We start from the raw sequence: 16,376 nt of genomic DNA, 5'->3' as shown, positions 1-16,376 counted from the left end.
TGTTTCGTTCCCTCCAGGGCTGTTCTCAGAGCACGATGAGCGGTAGCGGCTTGCCTCTGTCGACGAACGAGAAATCGGCCCCCGTGCTGAATCGCGTTATCGCAACCTCGACGGCCTCGCGGAAGGGCTTGTCCGCGAGCGCAATCTCGAAGGTCGTTCCTGAACTGTCCGATTGGGCTACCCGGGTGTCGAATTGCGGATTCACCCCTCGTACAAGCGCATTCAGCGGAGCTAAGTCTTCGCCCGAAATCATCGTCGGCCAGGTTCCGTCGGTGAATGCGCCACAGTCCCGACCGATCCGCAATGTCAGGACACTCGACTTTTCGATGCTCACGGCGACATAGGCCCGCGGGTTCAACGCCGGGTGCAGTTCGAGAACGGTCGCCAGCGCTTCGAGGTCGTCGCCGAGCCTTAAAGCCTTTCGAATCCGTTCCGACGTCAAACCCGCGATGCCGGCGAACTGCTTGCGACCTATCGCGAGGGTTGCCTTCTCGTCGGTCCGGGATCGCACTGCGATCAAGAACCCGATCGTGAGCAGATGCTGCTGCAGGCACACTTCCTCTGCCAGCCGGATCAGCGTCGACCGCGAGAAGTCCGCGAACCGGATGTCGCTGAGCAGCGTGCCCGAGTAATTCGAGTTGCCCTCGTCCGCTGGATCGATCGGTTGCAGTTCGACTGTGGCAGCGGCAGATTCGAGCACACGGTCGAAGTTCGGCGGAACGTCCGGCGGGATATGGCTGGGGTCGATCTTCACGGTCCAGGCGCAATGCGGTCCCTGTGCCGAAGGCAGCCGCGGCGGGCGGTGGATCGGGCGGACCTGAGCGAACTTGTTCGTCGCCAAGGCCGTGGCATCGAAGGTCGGGTCTTCGATGTCGTGGCACATCGCCACGACGAACTCCTCCCCCATCGGTTCGACGTCCATCAACGCACCGCAGTGATCGAGCCAGAACTCACCGCTGTCGTGATCGTCGACGCGGAAGCGGAAGTCCATGAACTGAGGCGGCGCGCCGATATCGAATTGCAGGCCCTTGAAGATCGTTTCGACGCTGTCGCCCTCGAAGCCCAGCGCCTTCTGCATCCGCTTGGTGTAGACGGGACTGGCGACCTGCCATTCCTCGATCGCAACCTGGGTCATTCCTTCGCGGCCGAACGCGCCGATCGAGTGGGCCATCCCCGATCGGTCGATCAAATGCCCACACAGCAGTAGTTCCGGGAGGAGAACTGCCAGTTCTTCCCGGGACAGTCGCGCGAACGAATCGTGTCCGGTCACCACAAACTCACTGGCGAGCCACCGGTCTTGTACCAGCCGGGCAGTCGCTTACCGGACATCGATCGCTGGATCCGTTTTTGCATTCCGTCGGACAACGCATTCTTCTGAATCATCTCCAGGAACAAGGCAGAGACATTGCCGAAGTCGAAAAAGTCTCGCTGCCAAGACCACTGAAAGTCTCCGCCGTATCGGAACCAGCTGCCACCGATCCCCTCTACCTGGAAGTGGCTGCCGTCTTCGCGCGTGCGCTCGTTCGTCTGCTTCCAGAACCCGATGACGTCGCCACTACGTTCGTCGATCACGAACTGCTGGTAGGGGTACTCCCAGCCCTCGAGGCCCATCATTTCTTGTCCGAGTGCGAGTTCCCGGATCTCTTCACGGCCGACCGCCATGAATTCCTGCGTGGGGCCGTAGTTCCAGCCGTATGTCGCGTCCTCGGTGTACATGTCGGCCAACGGCTTCCAGTCACCGAGCTTCTCACAACGCTTGTTCTCGTCGACCCAGCGCTGAACCATTTCGTCGAGCTCCGCGCGTTCGTAGCCGGTCATCCTCATACACCCTTCGAATTTGTTCCGGCGCTGTCTTCGACGAATGCCAGCGCTTGGGTCGGGCAGAAACGAACGGCGTTTTCGACGTCCGCGTGCAGTTCGGGCGGTGGTGTCGGATCGAGGATCTCGACCTTTCCGCGCTTCGGTACGGCGAAGACGTCGGGAGCTTCGAGTTCGCACATCGCATGGCCCTGACACAGATCGAGATCGACGACGATTCTCATCGTCCACTCCTTCGCCGATACCTGACCTTGCAAGGCTGTTGCAGTTGAACCACCATCTTGCTGTGGTCGTTTCGATAACTGTCCGACGGCTGCGCAAGCTCGAATTCCCAGTCGCGCAACAGAACCGAGAAAATCGCCTTGATCTGCATCGTTGCGAACGCCGCACCCACGCAGCGGTGCCTGCCTGCACCGAACGGGATCCACGTCCAGCGGTTGACCATGTCTTCCTGCCGCGGCTTGTTGTAGCGGTCAGGCACGAAGCTGTCCGGATCGGGGAAGTCCTCGGCGATACGGTTGGAGATCGCGGGCGACGCGGCGACCATTTCGCCTCGTTCGATCCGATGACCGGCTACCTCGAACTCGTCTTTGGCGACCCGCATGAGGATGATCAGCGGCGGATGTAGCCGCAACGTCTCCTTGAGCACGTTCTCGAGCTTCGGGATCTGGCGCAACGCATGGAAGCTCACCTCCTCGCCGTCTGCGTAGAGGTCGTCGAGTTCCTGCGTGACCGCCGCCAGCACATCCGGGTGCCGCAGCATCTCGATGAGCGTCCACGATGCGGTCCCCGAACTGGTGTGGTGACCGGCGAACATCATCGAGATGAACATGCCGGTGATCTCGTTGGCGGAAAACCGAAGATTGCCCTCTTCGTCCTTGATTGTGATCAGGATGTCGAGCATGTCGCGGTCGGCCTTGTCCGGCCGTCCCGCTGCGATGCGGCTGTTCATGATTTCCTGAACCAGGTCTACCAGGCCCACACGGGCTCGATCGCGCACACGGAAGCTCTCGATGTCCAGGTAGGGGTCGACGTAGCAAAGCGGGTCGGTTCCTCGCTCCAGTTCGTGGTACAGGTGCGCGAACCGCCCATCGAGTTGCTCGCGAAACCTCTTGCCTATGAGGCATGCCGAGGACGTGTAGATAGTCAACTCAGCGAAGAAGTCCAGCAGATCGATTTCGCCTTCGTCGCTCCAAGATTCGACCATTCGGCGGACTTCGTGCTCGATGGTGGCGGCATGACCCTTCATCTGCTCGCCGCGCAGTGCCGCGTTGTGCAGCATCTCCTTGCGACGTTCCGGGTCGGTATCGAACACCACTCCCTCACCGAAGATCGGCGTCATGAACGGATACGCCGCCGCCTGGTCGAGTTCGTCGTCGGAGGACCGAAAGAAGAACTCGTTGGCCTCGGCTCCGGACAGGAACACGACCTGCTTGTCGGCCAGCCGGAATGTGCCGACGTCACCGCATTCATCGCGGACGCGCTGCATGAGTGCAATCGGGTCGGTGCGCAGTTCCTCGAGGTGGCCGTGTTCGTGCTCGCCTCGCGAGACCATCGACGGTTTCACGATGGTCATTCGTCATCCTTTCGGAGCGGGGCTTCGGGCTGAACCTCGACGAGCACAAGATGCGCACCCCGTGGCGCAGAGACCACGGCGACGACGGCTGCGGCAATGTTGGAGGCGCGGAGAAAATACGGGTGCCTCGCGAATCCCCACTTCGCCCAGTCCGCCAGCAGGGCACCGACATCCTCCTGGGGAGCGTTCCAACCCATGGCGGTCTGCGTTGGTCCGGGCCGGACAACGGAGGCCCGAATTCCTGTGCCTTCCAGTTCCATTCGCATCTGCCTGGCCATTGCCTCCAGGCCGGTCTTCGCTGCGTTGTAGGCACCCATTCGTGGCCGGGGCGAGTCGGCACAATCCGAACCGATCACCACGAAGTCACCGCGCTGCCGTTCCAGCATCCCCGGCAGAATGCGGTGCACGAGCCGCTGTGCGCCGACCAAGTGCACCTGCACCTGAGCCGAGAACCGATCTGGATCCATGTCGTGCACCTGCGAAAACTCGAGGTCGCCTGCACCGGATACGACGATCTCGGTCGGGCCGAACTCGTTTTCTGCGGCTGTGACGAACTCGTCGACCGAATCCGACTGTGTCACATCGAGAAAGTGCGCATATGCGCTACCGCCGTTGGCGCGGATCTTCTCGGCAATTGCTTCGCATTCGTCAACTCTGCGCGCACCGAGCGATACCGGGTGCCCGAGTTCGGCGAGAGCGATCGCGGTCGCGGTACCGATGCCCGACGACGCGCCGCTGACAATGGCATGTCTGCGAACAGGATTCGGCTCGAAACGCGGCATCAGCGGCTCTCCACTTCGATCGGCAGGTTTGCGAATCCGCGAACATTGGTCGAGTGCACCCGCACGATTCCGGCCTCGTCGAGGCTGTACTCCGGGACCTGGGATACGAACTCGCGCAACGCGATAATGGCTTCGAGTCGAGCGAGGTGGGCCCCGAGGCAGAAGTGCGGTCCCGAACCGAAACTGATCAATGCATTCGTTCCTGTTCGTCCGATCGTGTACTCGTCCCCGTTATCGAAGACTGCGTCGTCGCGATTGGCGGATCCGATCAGAATGAGCACCTTGTCACCGGAGCTGATTGTCCGGCCGTAGTAGTCGATGTCTTCGGCGGCGGTGCGAGCCACTATCTGGCTCGAGGTGTCGTATCGCAACGTCTCCTCGACCCATTCGGGTACGAGGTCGGGATTCGCCACCACCTTCGCGTATTCAACGGGGTTGCGGGCAGCCCAGAAGAGCGCGTTGCCAAGGAGTTTCGTGGTTGTCTCGTTGCCGGCGACAACCATCAAGAACATGAAACCGATGATCTCGTTGTCGCTCAGGCGATCACCGTCGATCTCGGCGTCGAGCAACGCTGAGACGAGGTCCGCACCTGGGCTCTTGCGCCGCTTGGCGAGCATGTCCGCGTAGTAGGTGAAGAGGTGGATCGACGCCTCCATCGCCGGGATCGGAACGTCGAGCACACCTTCCTCGCGATGCACGACCAGGTCAGCCAGCCGCCGCAACTCAGCGCGATCTTCCTGCGGAACACCCATCAACTCGGAGACCACATCCATAGGCAGTTTTCCGGCGACTTCGGTGATCCAGTCGAACTTGCGCGACGCAAGCGCGGGCTCGAGGTGCTGCGTCGTCAATTCGGTTATTCGGCCCTGCATTTCGTTGACTCGACGCGGAGTGAACCCCTTGGAGACCAGTTGGCGCATCCGCAGATGTCGTGGGTCGTCCATCGCAAGGAACGACATCACCTTGTGGGCATGCGGACCGTACGCAGCGGGGTCGAGCGATACGCCGTTCGCGCTGGACAAGCGCTTGGCGTCGCGAAATGCGGCATTGACGTCGAGGTGCCGTGACAATGCCCAGAACCCCAGCTCGTCGTTGCGATAGATGGGCTCTTCCTCGCGCAGGCGACGGTACGTCGGATAGGGATCCTCATGGAACTCGTAGTCGTACGGATTGAACACAAGGGGCTCTATCGAAGCTGCGGTCACTGCGCGCCCTCCGGTCTTAAAGACATATAGCTGGACACGTGTCTGGACGTTACTACAGCACCTAGCTGGAGACAAGGCCTGCCATGGTCCATGCACCGCTCCGTTCGCTAGGATGAGTTTCTAGAACGTGTTCCAGTCTAGAACGGGTTGCAGCCATTTGAATCGAGGAACGGCGTGCCGAACAACCGTCAGCAGTCATCGGTCGAGTCCACCGCGGCGACGCTCACCCCGCTTCGCGGCGGACGCGGCGTCTTGCTACTCGCCGCTGTATCCGGTCCAGACCTCGCAGCGAACGGATACTCCGAAGAGGAGTACCTGGCCACCGGCACAGCAACGTCGTTTCGCGCAGCTGGACCGCTGACCGCAGAAGGTCGCTTCGACCTCGAACTCAGCGGCGAAACAGCGGAATTCGCTACAAGGGTGGTGGTGCGACGGCCGATCGATCCGGACGCGTTCAACGGCACACTCGTCGTCGAATGGCTCAATGTCAGCAGTGGGCGCGACGCTGCACCCGACTACACCTACCTCGCACGTGAACTTATCCGTAGCGGATATGCGTGGGCAGGCGTGTCAGCGCAGTGGGCCGGCGTGGAGGGCGGCAACCCGACGATTGCAGTGCCCAACAGCGCAGACCGAGCACTCACCGGCCTCGCGGGAATCGATCCGAAGAGATACGGCGACTTGCACCATCCCGGCGATGCGTTCTGCTATGACATTTTCGGCCAGGTCGCGCACGGACTCGAAACGTCCCCTGCGCTAGCCGGACTCACCGTCGTACGCAAGCTCGCGGTGGGCGAATCGCAGGCAGCGATCGCACTATCCATGTACTACAACGGAATTCAGCCTCTGTCGAACACGTTCGACGGGTTTCTGATCCACAGCCGCGGCGGCGCCGTGGCACCGCTCGGCACCGCCGGAACTGGGATTGCCCTGCGCGCTGCCCTCCGCGAAGGCACGCCCACTCGCTTACGCGACGACGTAGCGGTCCCGGCGATCGTCGTACAGACCGAGACGGATCTCTTCGGTCACCTCGCCTATTACCCGGCGCGGCAAGAAGATTCGGACTACTTCCGATTGTGGGAGATCGCCGGGGCAGCACACGCTGACAAGTTCCAGATAGGCCCGTTCGAAAGCATCTTGGAATGTCCGCTGCCAGTGAATCGCGGACAGCAGAGTTTCGTTGTCCGCGCTGCCCTGCGCGCGCTCGACAGGTGGGCGAGCGATGGGCAGCGCCCGCCCTCAGCACCACGGATGCAGGTCGTCGCCGGTGAGACCGAGTTTGCGCTGGACGACAACGGAAATGTTGTGGGCGGCGTTCGGACGCCGGCAGTCGATGCTCCGACGACGATCCTGTCGGGTGCGCCTGCACCCGGCGCATCCCCGATCTGCGCACTGTTCGGCACAACCACGCCGCTACCCGAGGCACGATTGCGAGCGCTCTACGCAAGCGCGGCAGCGTATCTTGCCCGCTACCGCGCCGCCGTCGACGCTGCTATCGCGGCCGGCTTCGTGCTCGCCGACGACCGTGCCGAACTGCTCGCGGAGGCGCAGCCCGATCTGGTCAGCTGGTGAAACGACTTGCGCTGACGAAGAATGCAATCAGGTCGCGCACGCTCTCGTCGGTCGGGCGGGGAGCGTGACCGAGTTCTCGGATCGCCTTGGATCCGTCGACGGTCGGTGACGTCAGCACCGTGTCGATCGCGCCGCGCGAGATCAGATCCGAACCGAACCGCGCTCCGATCGGCTCGGCGACCGGCACGATGAAGTCGACAACGCCGAGCGGTATCGCGAACAACGGTCCGCGTCGTCCTACCGCGCGAGCAGCGATGCGGAACACGTCGATGAGATCGGCTGAATGCCCGGCGAGTATGTAGTTCTCACCGGTCCGGCCCTTCTCGGCCGCAGCGATCATTCCGGCGGCAACGTCGCGGACGTCGATGAGGTCGAAGTGTCCGGCGATCCCGACCGGCATCCGACCATTCGCAGCCATGCGCAGCATGCTGTTGAGCCGTGACGGCCCCCAATCCACAGGACCGAATATTCCCGTCGGATTGCAAATAACCGCATCCAGCCCGCGGTCGACGACGGACCGAACCGCAACCTCGCCGAACCATTTGGACCGGTCGTAGACCGGCAGATCTTCGCGGGTCGATCGCGGCGACTCCTCATCGAGCGGCCCGGCGAGGTGATACTGGTCGTACGCGTGCAATGAACTGCAATGCACAAACTTTCGCGCGCCCACCTTCAGCGCAGCTTCCGCCACAATCCGTGCGCCTTCGGTGTTGACGCGCCACGCAATCGGGTCGTGCTGCGCGAGCGTCACCATCGCAACCAAGTGGTAGACAACCTCGACATCGGCCAGCGCCCGAACCATGTCGTCGAGGTCCAGGATGTCTGCCCGCAGCCAGGTGATATTGCCATCGATGTGGGCAGGTGGCACCACTCGATCGATCGCCACGACCTCGTGCCCGAGCGACGCAAGCGCCTCGACGAGGTTGAACCCGAGAAAGCCAGCAGCACCCGTTACGGCAGCGCGCATCGCCAATTTCCTTCGCCCGACTCAGATCGGCGTCAGCTGAGAAACGAGCCAGCGACCATCGACCTTGTGCATGCTGACGCGAAGGCGACTCCCCGACGTCACAGCTTGCGGGTTCTCGCTGCTCGTCGTGACCTGATTGACGAACATCAGGGTGTCCACCGAGTCCGGCGACGCGGAAATGACCGCCGCGCCTTGCACGCTGACCTTGACGGTGAGCTTCTTCTCTTTCGCACCTGGGACGATCGCGTCCTTAACGAGCTTCAGATACTCGTCTCGAAAGTCGCCCGTCAGTCCGTCAGCGGCTTTCGGCAGTGTGGTGTCGACGTTTTCGTAGTCGTAGCTCAGCATGTCGACGACCTGCACGGACGCCGCGTCCACGGCAGCAGTGCGCGCGTCGGCTGTGTGTCGGTCGTCCAAGTAGGTCGACAGCTGGAACCAACCCACGACAAGTACGACGACGAAAAGCACGCACAGCAGCGCTATCGATGCGATTTTGGCCCAAAGTCGCACCGCGGGCGATATGCGGAAGTTGCGTTTGCCGGAAACCGCTGATGGTTCGGGCATTTCGTGGTCCTCGCGCAATTTCTCGACGGTTGCAGTTGTCACGGAACGAATTCCACCTTAGATGTTGCCAAACGCCCGTCGACGTCTGTGATGCTGACGCGTAGGCGGAAGTTCCGCGGTTGCGGCGTGTCCGACCCAGCGTTGGTGACCATCGTCTTGGCCGCAACGAGAACGACACCACCGTCGCCGCTTTCGCTCTCCAACCCGGCGTCGATGATCTCGCCGTTCGTCGAGACCTTCGCCTCCCGGACGATGCTCACGAACGGGTCGATACGGCCGTCGAACTCCGTCTTGAATTCGCCGGTCGCGTTCTCGAGTATCCGATCGACGACAGCCTTCGCGTTATCCGGAGTGATGGTGGTCAGGTCCAGGACGACCTGTCGCGCCGCCTGTATGTACTCCTGTCGCTGTGCGTCGCGTTGGTCTGTCTGATCGTTCGCGTGGGTGAGGAAGACGACCGCCGCCGCTAGCGCGACAACAACTACCGCCGCCGCCGCAGCCAAGGCGCGCAGCCGCATATTCGGCTTACGCACTGGCTTATCCACGGCCACAGCCGTTTTCGAATCCACGTTCTTCTCGACCGGCTTTGGCGCAGCGGGCCGAGCGGACGCACTTTCGGTGCTCGATTTGCGCAACGTGATCGGTGCGACCGGCGCATCGCCGACTGGTGGGCCCGCTCGCCGAACCGCTTTGCGCCGCCGCTGAACACCCGTACCGCGGTCTTGCACAGCGTCTATCGCTTCGCTGTCCTTCTTCTCTTCGCTCATCCTTGCTGTTCCACCATCATCGTCTGCCAAGAAACTTCGGATTCGGATCCATTTTTCAACTGCGGCTGGCTGTACACCTTGCCGTCCGGACCGATGAATGTCCCTGTCGCCGGATCGTATTGTCGAGCTGCCGTTCTCGGCTTAGCGACCGTCCCGCCATTGTCATAGGAGCTCGGCGTCACCTGGCCCGGCAGGGTCACAGGCGGATTGATGCCCTCCGGCACATAAGGTTCTCCGCTCTTGCACATCTCGACCGTGGGCGCACGGCGGCCCGGTGCGTCCATGCACGGAGAGTTCCGCGCACCTCTCACCGCAATTTTGCTGTCCTGCGGAACCTTGCAGAAGGTGTTCGACGGTGTATCCGGTATCGACATGTCCGCAGGCGAGCGCCACTGCGTAGGCGGGATGAATCCCGTTGTGCAAGAAGGCGGATCTTCGACCGAGATCAGGAAGTCCACGATCGCACCGTCTTCCATCGGACCGCGCACCGCAGTGAGTAGTGCCGCGACCAGCGGCGGGAAAACGACCAACACTTGCTCGATGGATTTGTTGTAGGTGACGCCGACTTCGCCGACACTCACCAGGTTCGCGAGCAACAGCGGCAACGTCGGCCGCAGATCCTGGAAGAGCGCGGTCGCTTCGTTGGCGGCAGCAGGCCCGTTTTCGAGGATCGACCGCAGCTGAGGATCACTGGCGCGTAGCTGATCAGCGAATCGCGTGAGATCCCTCGTCCAACCACGGACGGCGTCGCTGGATTCGATCTGCGTGTCGAGCAGTGGTCCGATCTGATCGATCAGAATCTTGGTCGGGTCGACATTTGCCTTTGCCTCTTGCACGAGGAGTCGTGCCGAATCGAGCAGTTTCTGCAGGTCGGGACCCGTGCCGTTGAAAGCCTTGAACGCTTCGTCTACGACGGTGCGTAGGCGTGTGTCGGAGATGCTCGCAAGAAGGCGATCGGCTTGATCCAGCATCGGCCCAACGTCTTGCGGCAACTTGGTTCGATCGACCGGAATCACGTCGCCATCGGCAAGGTCGGGTCCGTCGGCGGTGTTCGGGACGAGGTCTACGTACTGTTCCCCGACCGCCGATACGCTCTTGACCCACGCCACCGAGTCGGCCGGGATCTTGTAGTCGGAATCGATCGACAACTTGGCTACGACACCCGTCGGGGTCAGGCGAACCTCTTCGACCTTGCCGACATTCGTACCGCGATAGGTGACGTTCGAATGCTGGTAGAGACCGCCCGTGGCCTCGAGATCGACCGTGACCTCGTAGGTGCCGATACCGAACATGGCAGGCACGTTGATGTACACCACACCCATGACGACGACGCCGACCACGGTCAGGATCGAGAAGATGATCAGCTGCGTACGAACGAACCTGGATAGCATCATGGGGTAGGCACCCCCGGCAGCGGAGCATTGATTCCAGGTATCGAGGGCAGCCCCGGTATCGACGGCAGCCCCGGAACCACTGGTTGCGACGGGACGGACGGCACCGCCAACGGATTGCCCGTATCGCCGGCGACGCCGGCCACGCTGCCGAGCAGACCCTCGACACCACCGAACGTGCCGCCGAGCGGCGTTCCAGTCAGGAAGTTCGAGTCGAGCCGGGACCCGGTGAGGTCCAACATCATCATCAGGTTGGCGTAGTCGCCCTTCAACCAGTGATCCATGTTCTTCATCGAGAACGGGAACGTCAGGAGCAGGCTCAGCACATCGGTGAGGTGGTTGCCCGTGTCCGCAAGCGAGCGCAGAACCGGAACGAGACTGTGCAGGTTGGCCTTCAGGTCGTCGCCGCTCTGGTCGATGATGCGATTCGCGACATCGCTGAAACGACCGAGCGAAACCAAGGCGTCGGTGAGATTGTCGCGCTGACCGTTGAGGACCTCGAGCGCAGGCGGGACGCCCTCTAGCGCGCGGGCCAGTTTGTCCTTCTCGCTGGCGAGCGTCCCTGTAACGCGGTCCAATCCGTCCAGCGCAGAAACGATGTCGCCGCGCTGCTCATCGAGCTGACCGACCAACTCGTTCAGCCTCGGCAGCAGGTCGTGCACCGTGGCTTCGCGCCCGTCGAGCGCAGCGTTGAGTTCGCGCGTGACGTCCTGTAATTGCGCGAAACCACCACCGTTGAGGACCACGGACAGTGAAGACAAGGTCTGCTCGGTGGTCGGATACGCCCCGGCTCTTTCGAGCGGGATGGTGTCACCGTCGCGCAGTTCGCCTTCGGGTTTCACCTTGGTCGGCGGTGCGAGTTCGATGTGATTCGAACCGAGCAAACTGGTTTGCCCGACCTTCGCGGTCGCGTTGGCCGGCAACTTGACGCCGTGCTTGATCGAAACAGTAACTAGCGCATGCCAATCCTGTACTTCGATTCCTTGCACCGACCCCACCGTCACGTCGTTCACGCGCACTGGGGAATTCCGGGTCAGCGTCGTCACATTCGGCATCTGAATGTAGACCTTGTATGAATCCGGACCTGTTCCCTCGGCGCCGGGCAGCGGCAACGAATTTAGGCCGCTCCACGTGCAGCCGCTCGTCACGACGACCAAGGCGACGAAGACGGGAGCCAACCGCAGCAACCGTCGAGCGAGGAGCTTTCGGACCGTCATCGGCCACCTCCCGGCAACAGTAGAGAGAGGAGACCGTTCGGTTGCGGAAGCGGTTGGGCGATCGGACTTTGCGGCGGCACCGAGGCACGCAAATCCTCAGGGCTGTACTCGATCTGATTTGGGAACGCGGCAACTCCACTAGCCGGGTTGACAAGAATCGGCGGGTAATTCACAACGAGCGAGTTGAAGACGGGAGCGAAGAACTGCCTGCACAAGTCCGCGGACCGCTGCGAATCGTTATTCCCCAACCCCTCGACCGACCCGCACAAGAACGTAAGCGGACTCGCGACTTCGTTCAGCCCGACCACACCAGTCAACGATCCCTGGGCCGGCTTGTAGATCTGGTAGAAGTTCGCCAGCGCGTTCGGGGCGATGTGCAGCACTTGCTCGAGTTCAGGCCTCTTGTCCGCCAGGACCTTCGTCGCGTCCGCGAGTTGGGCAACGCCTGTGGCGAGCTTGTCCCGGTTGTCGGCGACGAAGCGCTGGACATCGCCTAGCGCGGCGTCCAGGTCTACGAGCCCCTGCCCGAGTGCGTCAGAGCTGTCCCCGAGCACCTGCGATACCGTCGCGAGCCTGTTTCCGAACGAGACGATCTGCGTGTTGCTGTTGCTCAATGCCGAGACGAATACCTGCAGGTTCCGGATCGTCGCGAACAGATCCGTGCGGCCGTCGGAGAGGATGCCCAAGGCGTTCGACAACTCGTGGAGGGTCGACTTGAGCGCGTCGCCGTTGCCGTCGAGATTTGCCGCAGCCGTATTGAGAAACCGTCCGAAGCTACCTTGCGCGTCGTCCCCGACTGGTCCGAGCGCTGTCGACAGCCGTGTCAGTTCCCGCTTGATGTCATCCCATTCGACCGGCACTGCCGTTCGACCGATGGGGATCTCCGCATTGTCGGCAAGCGCTGCACCGCCGTCGTAAACCGGTGTGAGCTGCACGAACCGCCCAGACACCAGAGACTGCGCGATGATGACCGCGTCCGCGTCGGAGGGAATTTCGACGTCGGAATCGACCGACATCTCAACCTTCACCGATTCCGGCTGTGGCTCGACGCTGTCCACCGTGCCGACTTTCACACCCAGGACGCGCACATCGTCGCCCGGGTACAGCCCGGTCGCCGACGTGAAGTACGCAGTGAGCCGATGCGTGGTGATGCGTTCGTAGACGAAATACGCCACCGTTGCGGCGACGAGAGCGAGGACGCACGCGACGGCGATCAGTATGCGTTTTCTGTTGCGCCCGAACACCGTGCTCGTCATCGCGGCTCCCGCAGTTGTATCGACGGAGGCGGATTGAGGAGATAGTTGTACAAATCCGCTGGCAGGTGCCCGGGGTCGACGAAGGCGTCGACGAGACCCTGCAGCATCTTGCCGGAACCGTAGTTCTGCACAAAGGCCTGGAAGTACGGGCCGCTCGCCACTGCCTCACCGAGGGCCGTCGCGTACGGACCCAACCCATCGAGTGCACGGGAGAGATTGTCCCTGTTCCGGATCAGCAGGGCAGTCACACTGTTCAGCTTCTCGAGCGTCGGACCGATTTGTTCCTCGTTGTCATGAACCAATCCCGAAAGCTGTTGCGAGACCGAGGAAATGTTCGTGATGAGTTCCGAGATGGCCGACCGGCGCAATTCCAGCGCGCCGAGCAGGTCGTTACCGTCCAGCAGTAGCGCGTTGATCTGGTCGCCACGGTCGGCAAGAACCTTGGTAACCCCCTGGGCCTTGGTGAGTAATTCGCGAAGGGTCTGGTCGCGGTCGTTCAGAGCCTTGGACAAGCGCGTCACGCCGTCGAGGGTCTCCCGCAAAGGCGCGGGTGTATCTTTCAGCGCCGTGCTCATGACATTGAGTGCGTCGTTCACCTGATCGGTCTTGAGGTCGTGCACTTCATTACTCAAGTCGCCGAGTGCATCGTTCAACGAATACGGCGCCGTCGTCCGGTCCACCGGAATCGGCTCATCTTTTGTCAGCTTGCCGGAACCGGAGGGAGTCAAGGCGAGTGATCGCCGACCTAGGACGGTGTTGGTCTTGATCGCAGCCGACGTCTCATCTCCGAGTTGGATACCTTCTTTGACGGTGAAGGTTACGAGAACCTGCTTGCCATCCAACTTCACGTGTTCGACGTTGCCCACCTCGATGCCTGCGACCTGTACCCGGTCACCGGGTACCAAGCCGCCCGCATCGGTGAAGTTCGCCGAATACTCGATGCCATCGCGGAGGAACTGCAACTTGTTGTAGTTGAGCGTTGCAACGACAACCGCCGCTGCAACGACGATTCCGACGATTCCGGCCCGTATTCGTCGATCGACTGTCTCTTTCATGACGGCGCGCACCTCCCCGTCTGCTGAATTCCCGGCAAAGCGAGCACGATCTCACGGTTGTCGGGCCCAGTGAACTTGGCTTTCGTGGCGCAGACGTAGAACTGAAAGAACGATCCATAGCCACCGAGTCGAATCAGGCGACGGAAGGTTTCCGGCAACTTGCCGAGCACGTCGTCGATCGTTGCGCTGCCGGCATCGAGATTTGTTGCGAGCCGACCGGTCTCGGCGATCGTCCCCTGAATATCGGGACGCGAGGCGGACAACAATTCCTCGAGGCGAGAGGTAGCCCCGGCTATCTTCGGTATCGAATCGGCGATCGGGTCGCGATTCGCCGCCAATCCGCTGATCAACTGCTGCAACTGGTCGATCGTGGTCGAGAATTGGTCGCCGCGCTCGTCGATGGTCTTCAGCACGGTATTGAGATTGTCGATGACACTTCCGATCAAATCATTGCGATCGGCAAGCGTTTTCGAAAACGATCCAGTGCTGCTCAACAGGGAAACGAGAGTGTCGCCCTGGCCTTGGAAAACCTGGATGAGAGCTTCGGTGAGGTTGTTGATCTCCTTTGGATCCAACCCCTGGAGCAGCGGCTTGAATCCGCCGAGCAATTGATCGAGGTCGAGGGCAGGAGACGTCTGCGTCATCGGGATCGACCCGTCGTCCCCCAGCGGTTCCATCGAACCGGGGCCTTCGAGGAGTTCCATGTAGCGGTCGCCCACCAGATTCTCGTACCGGATCGTCGCCTTCGTGCTCGTCAGTAACGGATACTTCGATTCGACGTCGAAATCGATGTGCGCGAGATTGTCCTTACCGACCGACACGCCCTGGACGGTTCCGACCGGCACACCCGCAATCCGGACTTTGTTTCCCTCCCGCAGTCCGGACGAGTTCGAGAATGTTGCGTGGTAGCTCTTCGTGCCTGCGAACCGCACCTGGCTGAAGACGATGACCAACCCGGCGAAGATCAGAGCCATCACGATCGCAAAGATCGAGAACTTGACGGTGTTTGCAGTATTTTTCATCGCTGCGCCAACCCTGCGAACAGATCCGCGAACAAGATCTGAAATACCTTGGGCGCGTTGAACGTAAGTTGCGTATTCGGGACGTACGGCACGTTTGCCGTATCTGTCACGATGTAGGGCGCGTGCGGGTCGGACGGCACTCGATCCGGTAGACCGACGCAGTTCGGACCGCCGGTCGCGTTGACCTTCGGCAAGCTGTCTGGATACATGTACGGCTTCTGGCTGTAGGTGAAGCCGGCATTCAGCGCGATGCCTTCCTGCAAACCACCCTCGACGGCCTCTGCGATCGGCCGAGCCTTGTCGAGCCCGAGAATCAGGCAGCTCAACACTGGCGAGTACCGGTCGAGCAGTGCCGTGGTCGGGCGCAGGAGGTCCAGCGCGGTGGTCAGGTTCTGCTCGTTCTCGCCGAGCACTGTTTCACCAGTGTTTGCAACGCCGATCAAGCTGAGCAGCAGCGACTCGAGGTTGTCCCTTTCATCGACGAGGGTCCCGCCGATCGCCGTTGCATCGTCGAGCAGTCGGACCAGATCTGGTGCGACATCGGCGTACAGATTGGTCACCTCAGCGGCGGACTTGAAGTCTTGTTGTAGCGCAGGAAGGCTCGGGTTGATATCGGTGAGGTAGGCGTCAGCGTCGGTCAGCAACTCACCGACCTGCTTTCCCCTGCCACGCAACGCCTCGGAGAGGGCGCCCAACGTTGCGTTGATCTTCTCTGGTTCCAGCGTCTGCAGCACGTCCGACAAATGCTGGAACAGGGTGTTGAACTCGACGGTCACTCGTGGTGCCGCCACGGTCGAACCCGCGGTCAAATGTTCGGGAGACGGGTCGGAGGGAAAGACGAAATTGACGTATTTCGCGCCGAAGACGGTCGTCGACTTGATGTCGACCTTGGAGTTCGCGGGAATGTTCTTCAGCATGTCAGGTTGCATGTCCAGCGTGATGGTCGCACCGTCCGGCGTCTCTTCGATCGATTTGACCCGACCGACCTCGACCCCGCGCATCTTCACTTTCGCGTCGGGATCCATCACCAAGCCCGACCGCGGCGCGGTGATCATGACCGGAACCGTCTCGGTGAACCCTCCCGCGAACATGGTCAGCGCAACGACGACGATCGCGACGAGCCCGCCCACGAGTCCGAGGGCCGCAAGCCTTTTGAACCATCCCTTTTCAGTCAACCCGTTCAC

General features: G+C 61.6%; 16 protein-coding genes. 1 reads left to right on the top strand and 15 read right to left on the bottom strand.

All coding sequences use genetic code 11. The annotated features are described in order from the left end of the window. Nucleotides 1-25 precede the first annotated feature (25 nt). The 6 genes from FGL95_RS18755 to FGL95_RS18730 are packed head-to-tail and all read right to left on the bottom strand — an operon-like array spanning nucleotide 26 to nucleotide 5,381. Complete coding sequence (locus FGL95_RS18755) at nucleotides 26-1,270, bottom strand: hypothetical protein (protein ID WP_169589607.1); 1,245 nt, start codon at nucleotides 1,268-1,270, stop codon at nucleotides 26-28. Further along, nucleotides 1,267-1,818: a Cif family virulence factor gene (locus FGL95_RS18750; protein WP_169589605.1), complete on the bottom strand. Its 552-nt coding sequence runs from the start codon at nucleotides 1,816-1,818 to the stop codon at nucleotides 1,267-1,269. The genes FGL95_RS18755 and FGL95_RS18750 overlap by 4 nt, the downstream gene beginning before the upstream one ends. 2 nt (nucleotides 1,819-1,820) lie before the next feature. Then, nucleotides 1,821-2,042 carry a ferredoxin gene (locus tag FGL95_RS18745; RefSeq protein ID WP_169589603.1) on the bottom strand — a complete coding sequence of 74 codons (222 nt, stop codon included), beginning with the start codon at nucleotides 2,040-2,042 and terminating at the stop codon, nucleotides 1,821-1,823. Continuing rightward, nucleotides 2,039-3,394, bottom strand: coding sequence for a cytochrome P450 (locus FGL95_RS18740; RefSeq protein ID WP_169589601.1), 1,356 nt, complete (start codon nucleotides 3,392-3,394; stop codon nucleotides 2,039-2,041). Before FGL95_RS18740 ends, FGL95_RS18745 begins: the two co-directional genes overlap by 4 nt. Beyond that, a complete protein-coding gene (locus FGL95_RS18735; protein WP_169589599.1) occupies nucleotides 3,391-4,176 on the bottom strand; it encodes an SDR family oxidoreductase in 786 nt (261 codons plus the stop codon). Before FGL95_RS18735 ends, FGL95_RS18740 begins: the two co-directional genes overlap by 4 nt. Beyond that, nucleotides 4,176-5,381: a cytochrome P450 gene (locus tag FGL95_RS18730; protein ID WP_169589597.1), complete on the bottom strand. Its 1,206-nt coding sequence runs from the start codon at nucleotides 5,379-5,381 to the stop codon at nucleotides 4,176-4,178. The genes FGL95_RS18735 and FGL95_RS18730 overlap by 1 nt, the downstream gene beginning before the upstream one ends. A gap of 174 nt (nucleotides 5,382-5,555) precedes the next feature. Here FGL95_RS18730 and FGL95_RS18725 point away from each other — a divergent pair, with 174 nt between their 5' ends. Further along, nucleotides 5,556-6,953: an alpha/beta hydrolase domain-containing protein gene (locus tag FGL95_RS18725; protein WP_338079919.1), complete on the top strand. Its 1,398-nt coding sequence runs from the start codon at nucleotides 5,556-5,558 to the stop codon at nucleotides 6,951-6,953. Here the strand turns inward: FGL95_RS18725 and FGL95_RS18720 are convergent. Genes FGL95_RS18720 through FGL95_RS18680 form a run of 9 tightly spaced genes read right to left on the bottom strand, consistent with a single transcriptional unit; the run spans nucleotide 6,943 to nucleotide 16,367 of the window. Continuing rightward, the gene (locus FGL95_RS18720; RefSeq protein ID WP_169589595.1) at nucleotides 6,943-7,920 is read right to left on the bottom strand and encodes an NAD-dependent epimerase/dehydratase family protein; all 978 of its coding nucleotides are present in this window, start codon (nucleotides 7,918-7,920) and stop codon (nucleotides 6,943-6,945) included. The genes FGL95_RS18725 and FGL95_RS18720 overlap by 11 nt on opposite strands. Nucleotides 7,921-7,941: 21 nt before the next feature. Next, the gene (locus FGL95_RS18715) at nucleotides 7,942-8,526 is read right to left on the bottom strand and encodes a h domain protein (protein ID WP_338079918.1); all 585 of its coding nucleotides are present in this window, start codon (nucleotides 8,524-8,526) and stop codon (nucleotides 7,942-7,944) included. Beyond that, entirely contained in the window at nucleotides 8,523-9,251 is a 729-nt protein-coding gene (locus FGL95_RS18710; protein WP_240963127.1) for a hypothetical protein, read from the bottom strand. Before FGL95_RS18710 ends, FGL95_RS18715 begins: the two co-directional genes overlap by 4 nt. After that, on the bottom strand, nucleotides 9,248-10,645 hold the full coding sequence (locus FGL95_RS18705; protein ID WP_169589593.1) for an MCE family protein: 1,398 nt from the start codon (nucleotides 10,643-10,645) through the stop codon (nucleotides 9,248-9,250). Before FGL95_RS18705 ends, FGL95_RS18710 begins: the two co-directional genes overlap by 4 nt. Then, a complete protein-coding gene (locus FGL95_RS18700; protein ID WP_169589590.1) occupies nucleotides 10,642-11,859 on the bottom strand; it encodes an MCE family protein in 1,218 nt (405 codons plus the stop codon). Before FGL95_RS18700 ends, FGL95_RS18705 begins: the two co-directional genes overlap by 4 nt. Continuing rightward, complete coding sequence (locus FGL95_RS18695) at nucleotides 11,856-13,115, bottom strand: MCE family protein (RefSeq protein ID WP_169589588.1); 1,260 nt, start codon at nucleotides 13,113-13,115, stop codon at nucleotides 11,856-11,858. The genes FGL95_RS18700 and FGL95_RS18695 overlap by 4 nt, the downstream gene beginning before the upstream one ends. Beyond that, a complete protein-coding gene (locus FGL95_RS18690) occupies nucleotides 13,112-14,170 on the bottom strand; it encodes an MCE family protein (RefSeq protein ID WP_169589586.1) in 1,059 nt (352 codons plus the stop codon). Before FGL95_RS18690 ends, FGL95_RS18695 begins: the two co-directional genes overlap by 4 nt. Further along, nucleotides 14,167-15,192, bottom strand: coding sequence for an MCE family protein (locus FGL95_RS18685; RefSeq protein WP_169589584.1), 1,026 nt, complete (start codon nucleotides 15,190-15,192; stop codon nucleotides 14,167-14,169). The genes FGL95_RS18690 and FGL95_RS18685 overlap by 4 nt, the downstream gene beginning before the upstream one ends. Then, entirely contained in the window at nucleotides 15,189-16,367 is a 1,179-nt protein-coding gene (locus FGL95_RS18680) for an MCE family protein (RefSeq protein WP_169589582.1), read from the bottom strand. The genes FGL95_RS18685 and FGL95_RS18680 overlap by 4 nt, the downstream gene beginning before the upstream one ends. Nucleotides 16,368-16,376: the final 9 nt, after the last annotated feature.

Source organism: Antrihabitans stalactiti (assembly GCF_012932915.1).
GTDB classification, from domain to species: Bacteria; Actinomycetota; Actinomycetes; order Mycobacteriales; family Mycobacteriaceae; genus Antrihabitans; species Antrihabitans stalactiti.
This window is presented reverse-complemented; position numbering and strand designations above follow the sequence as displayed.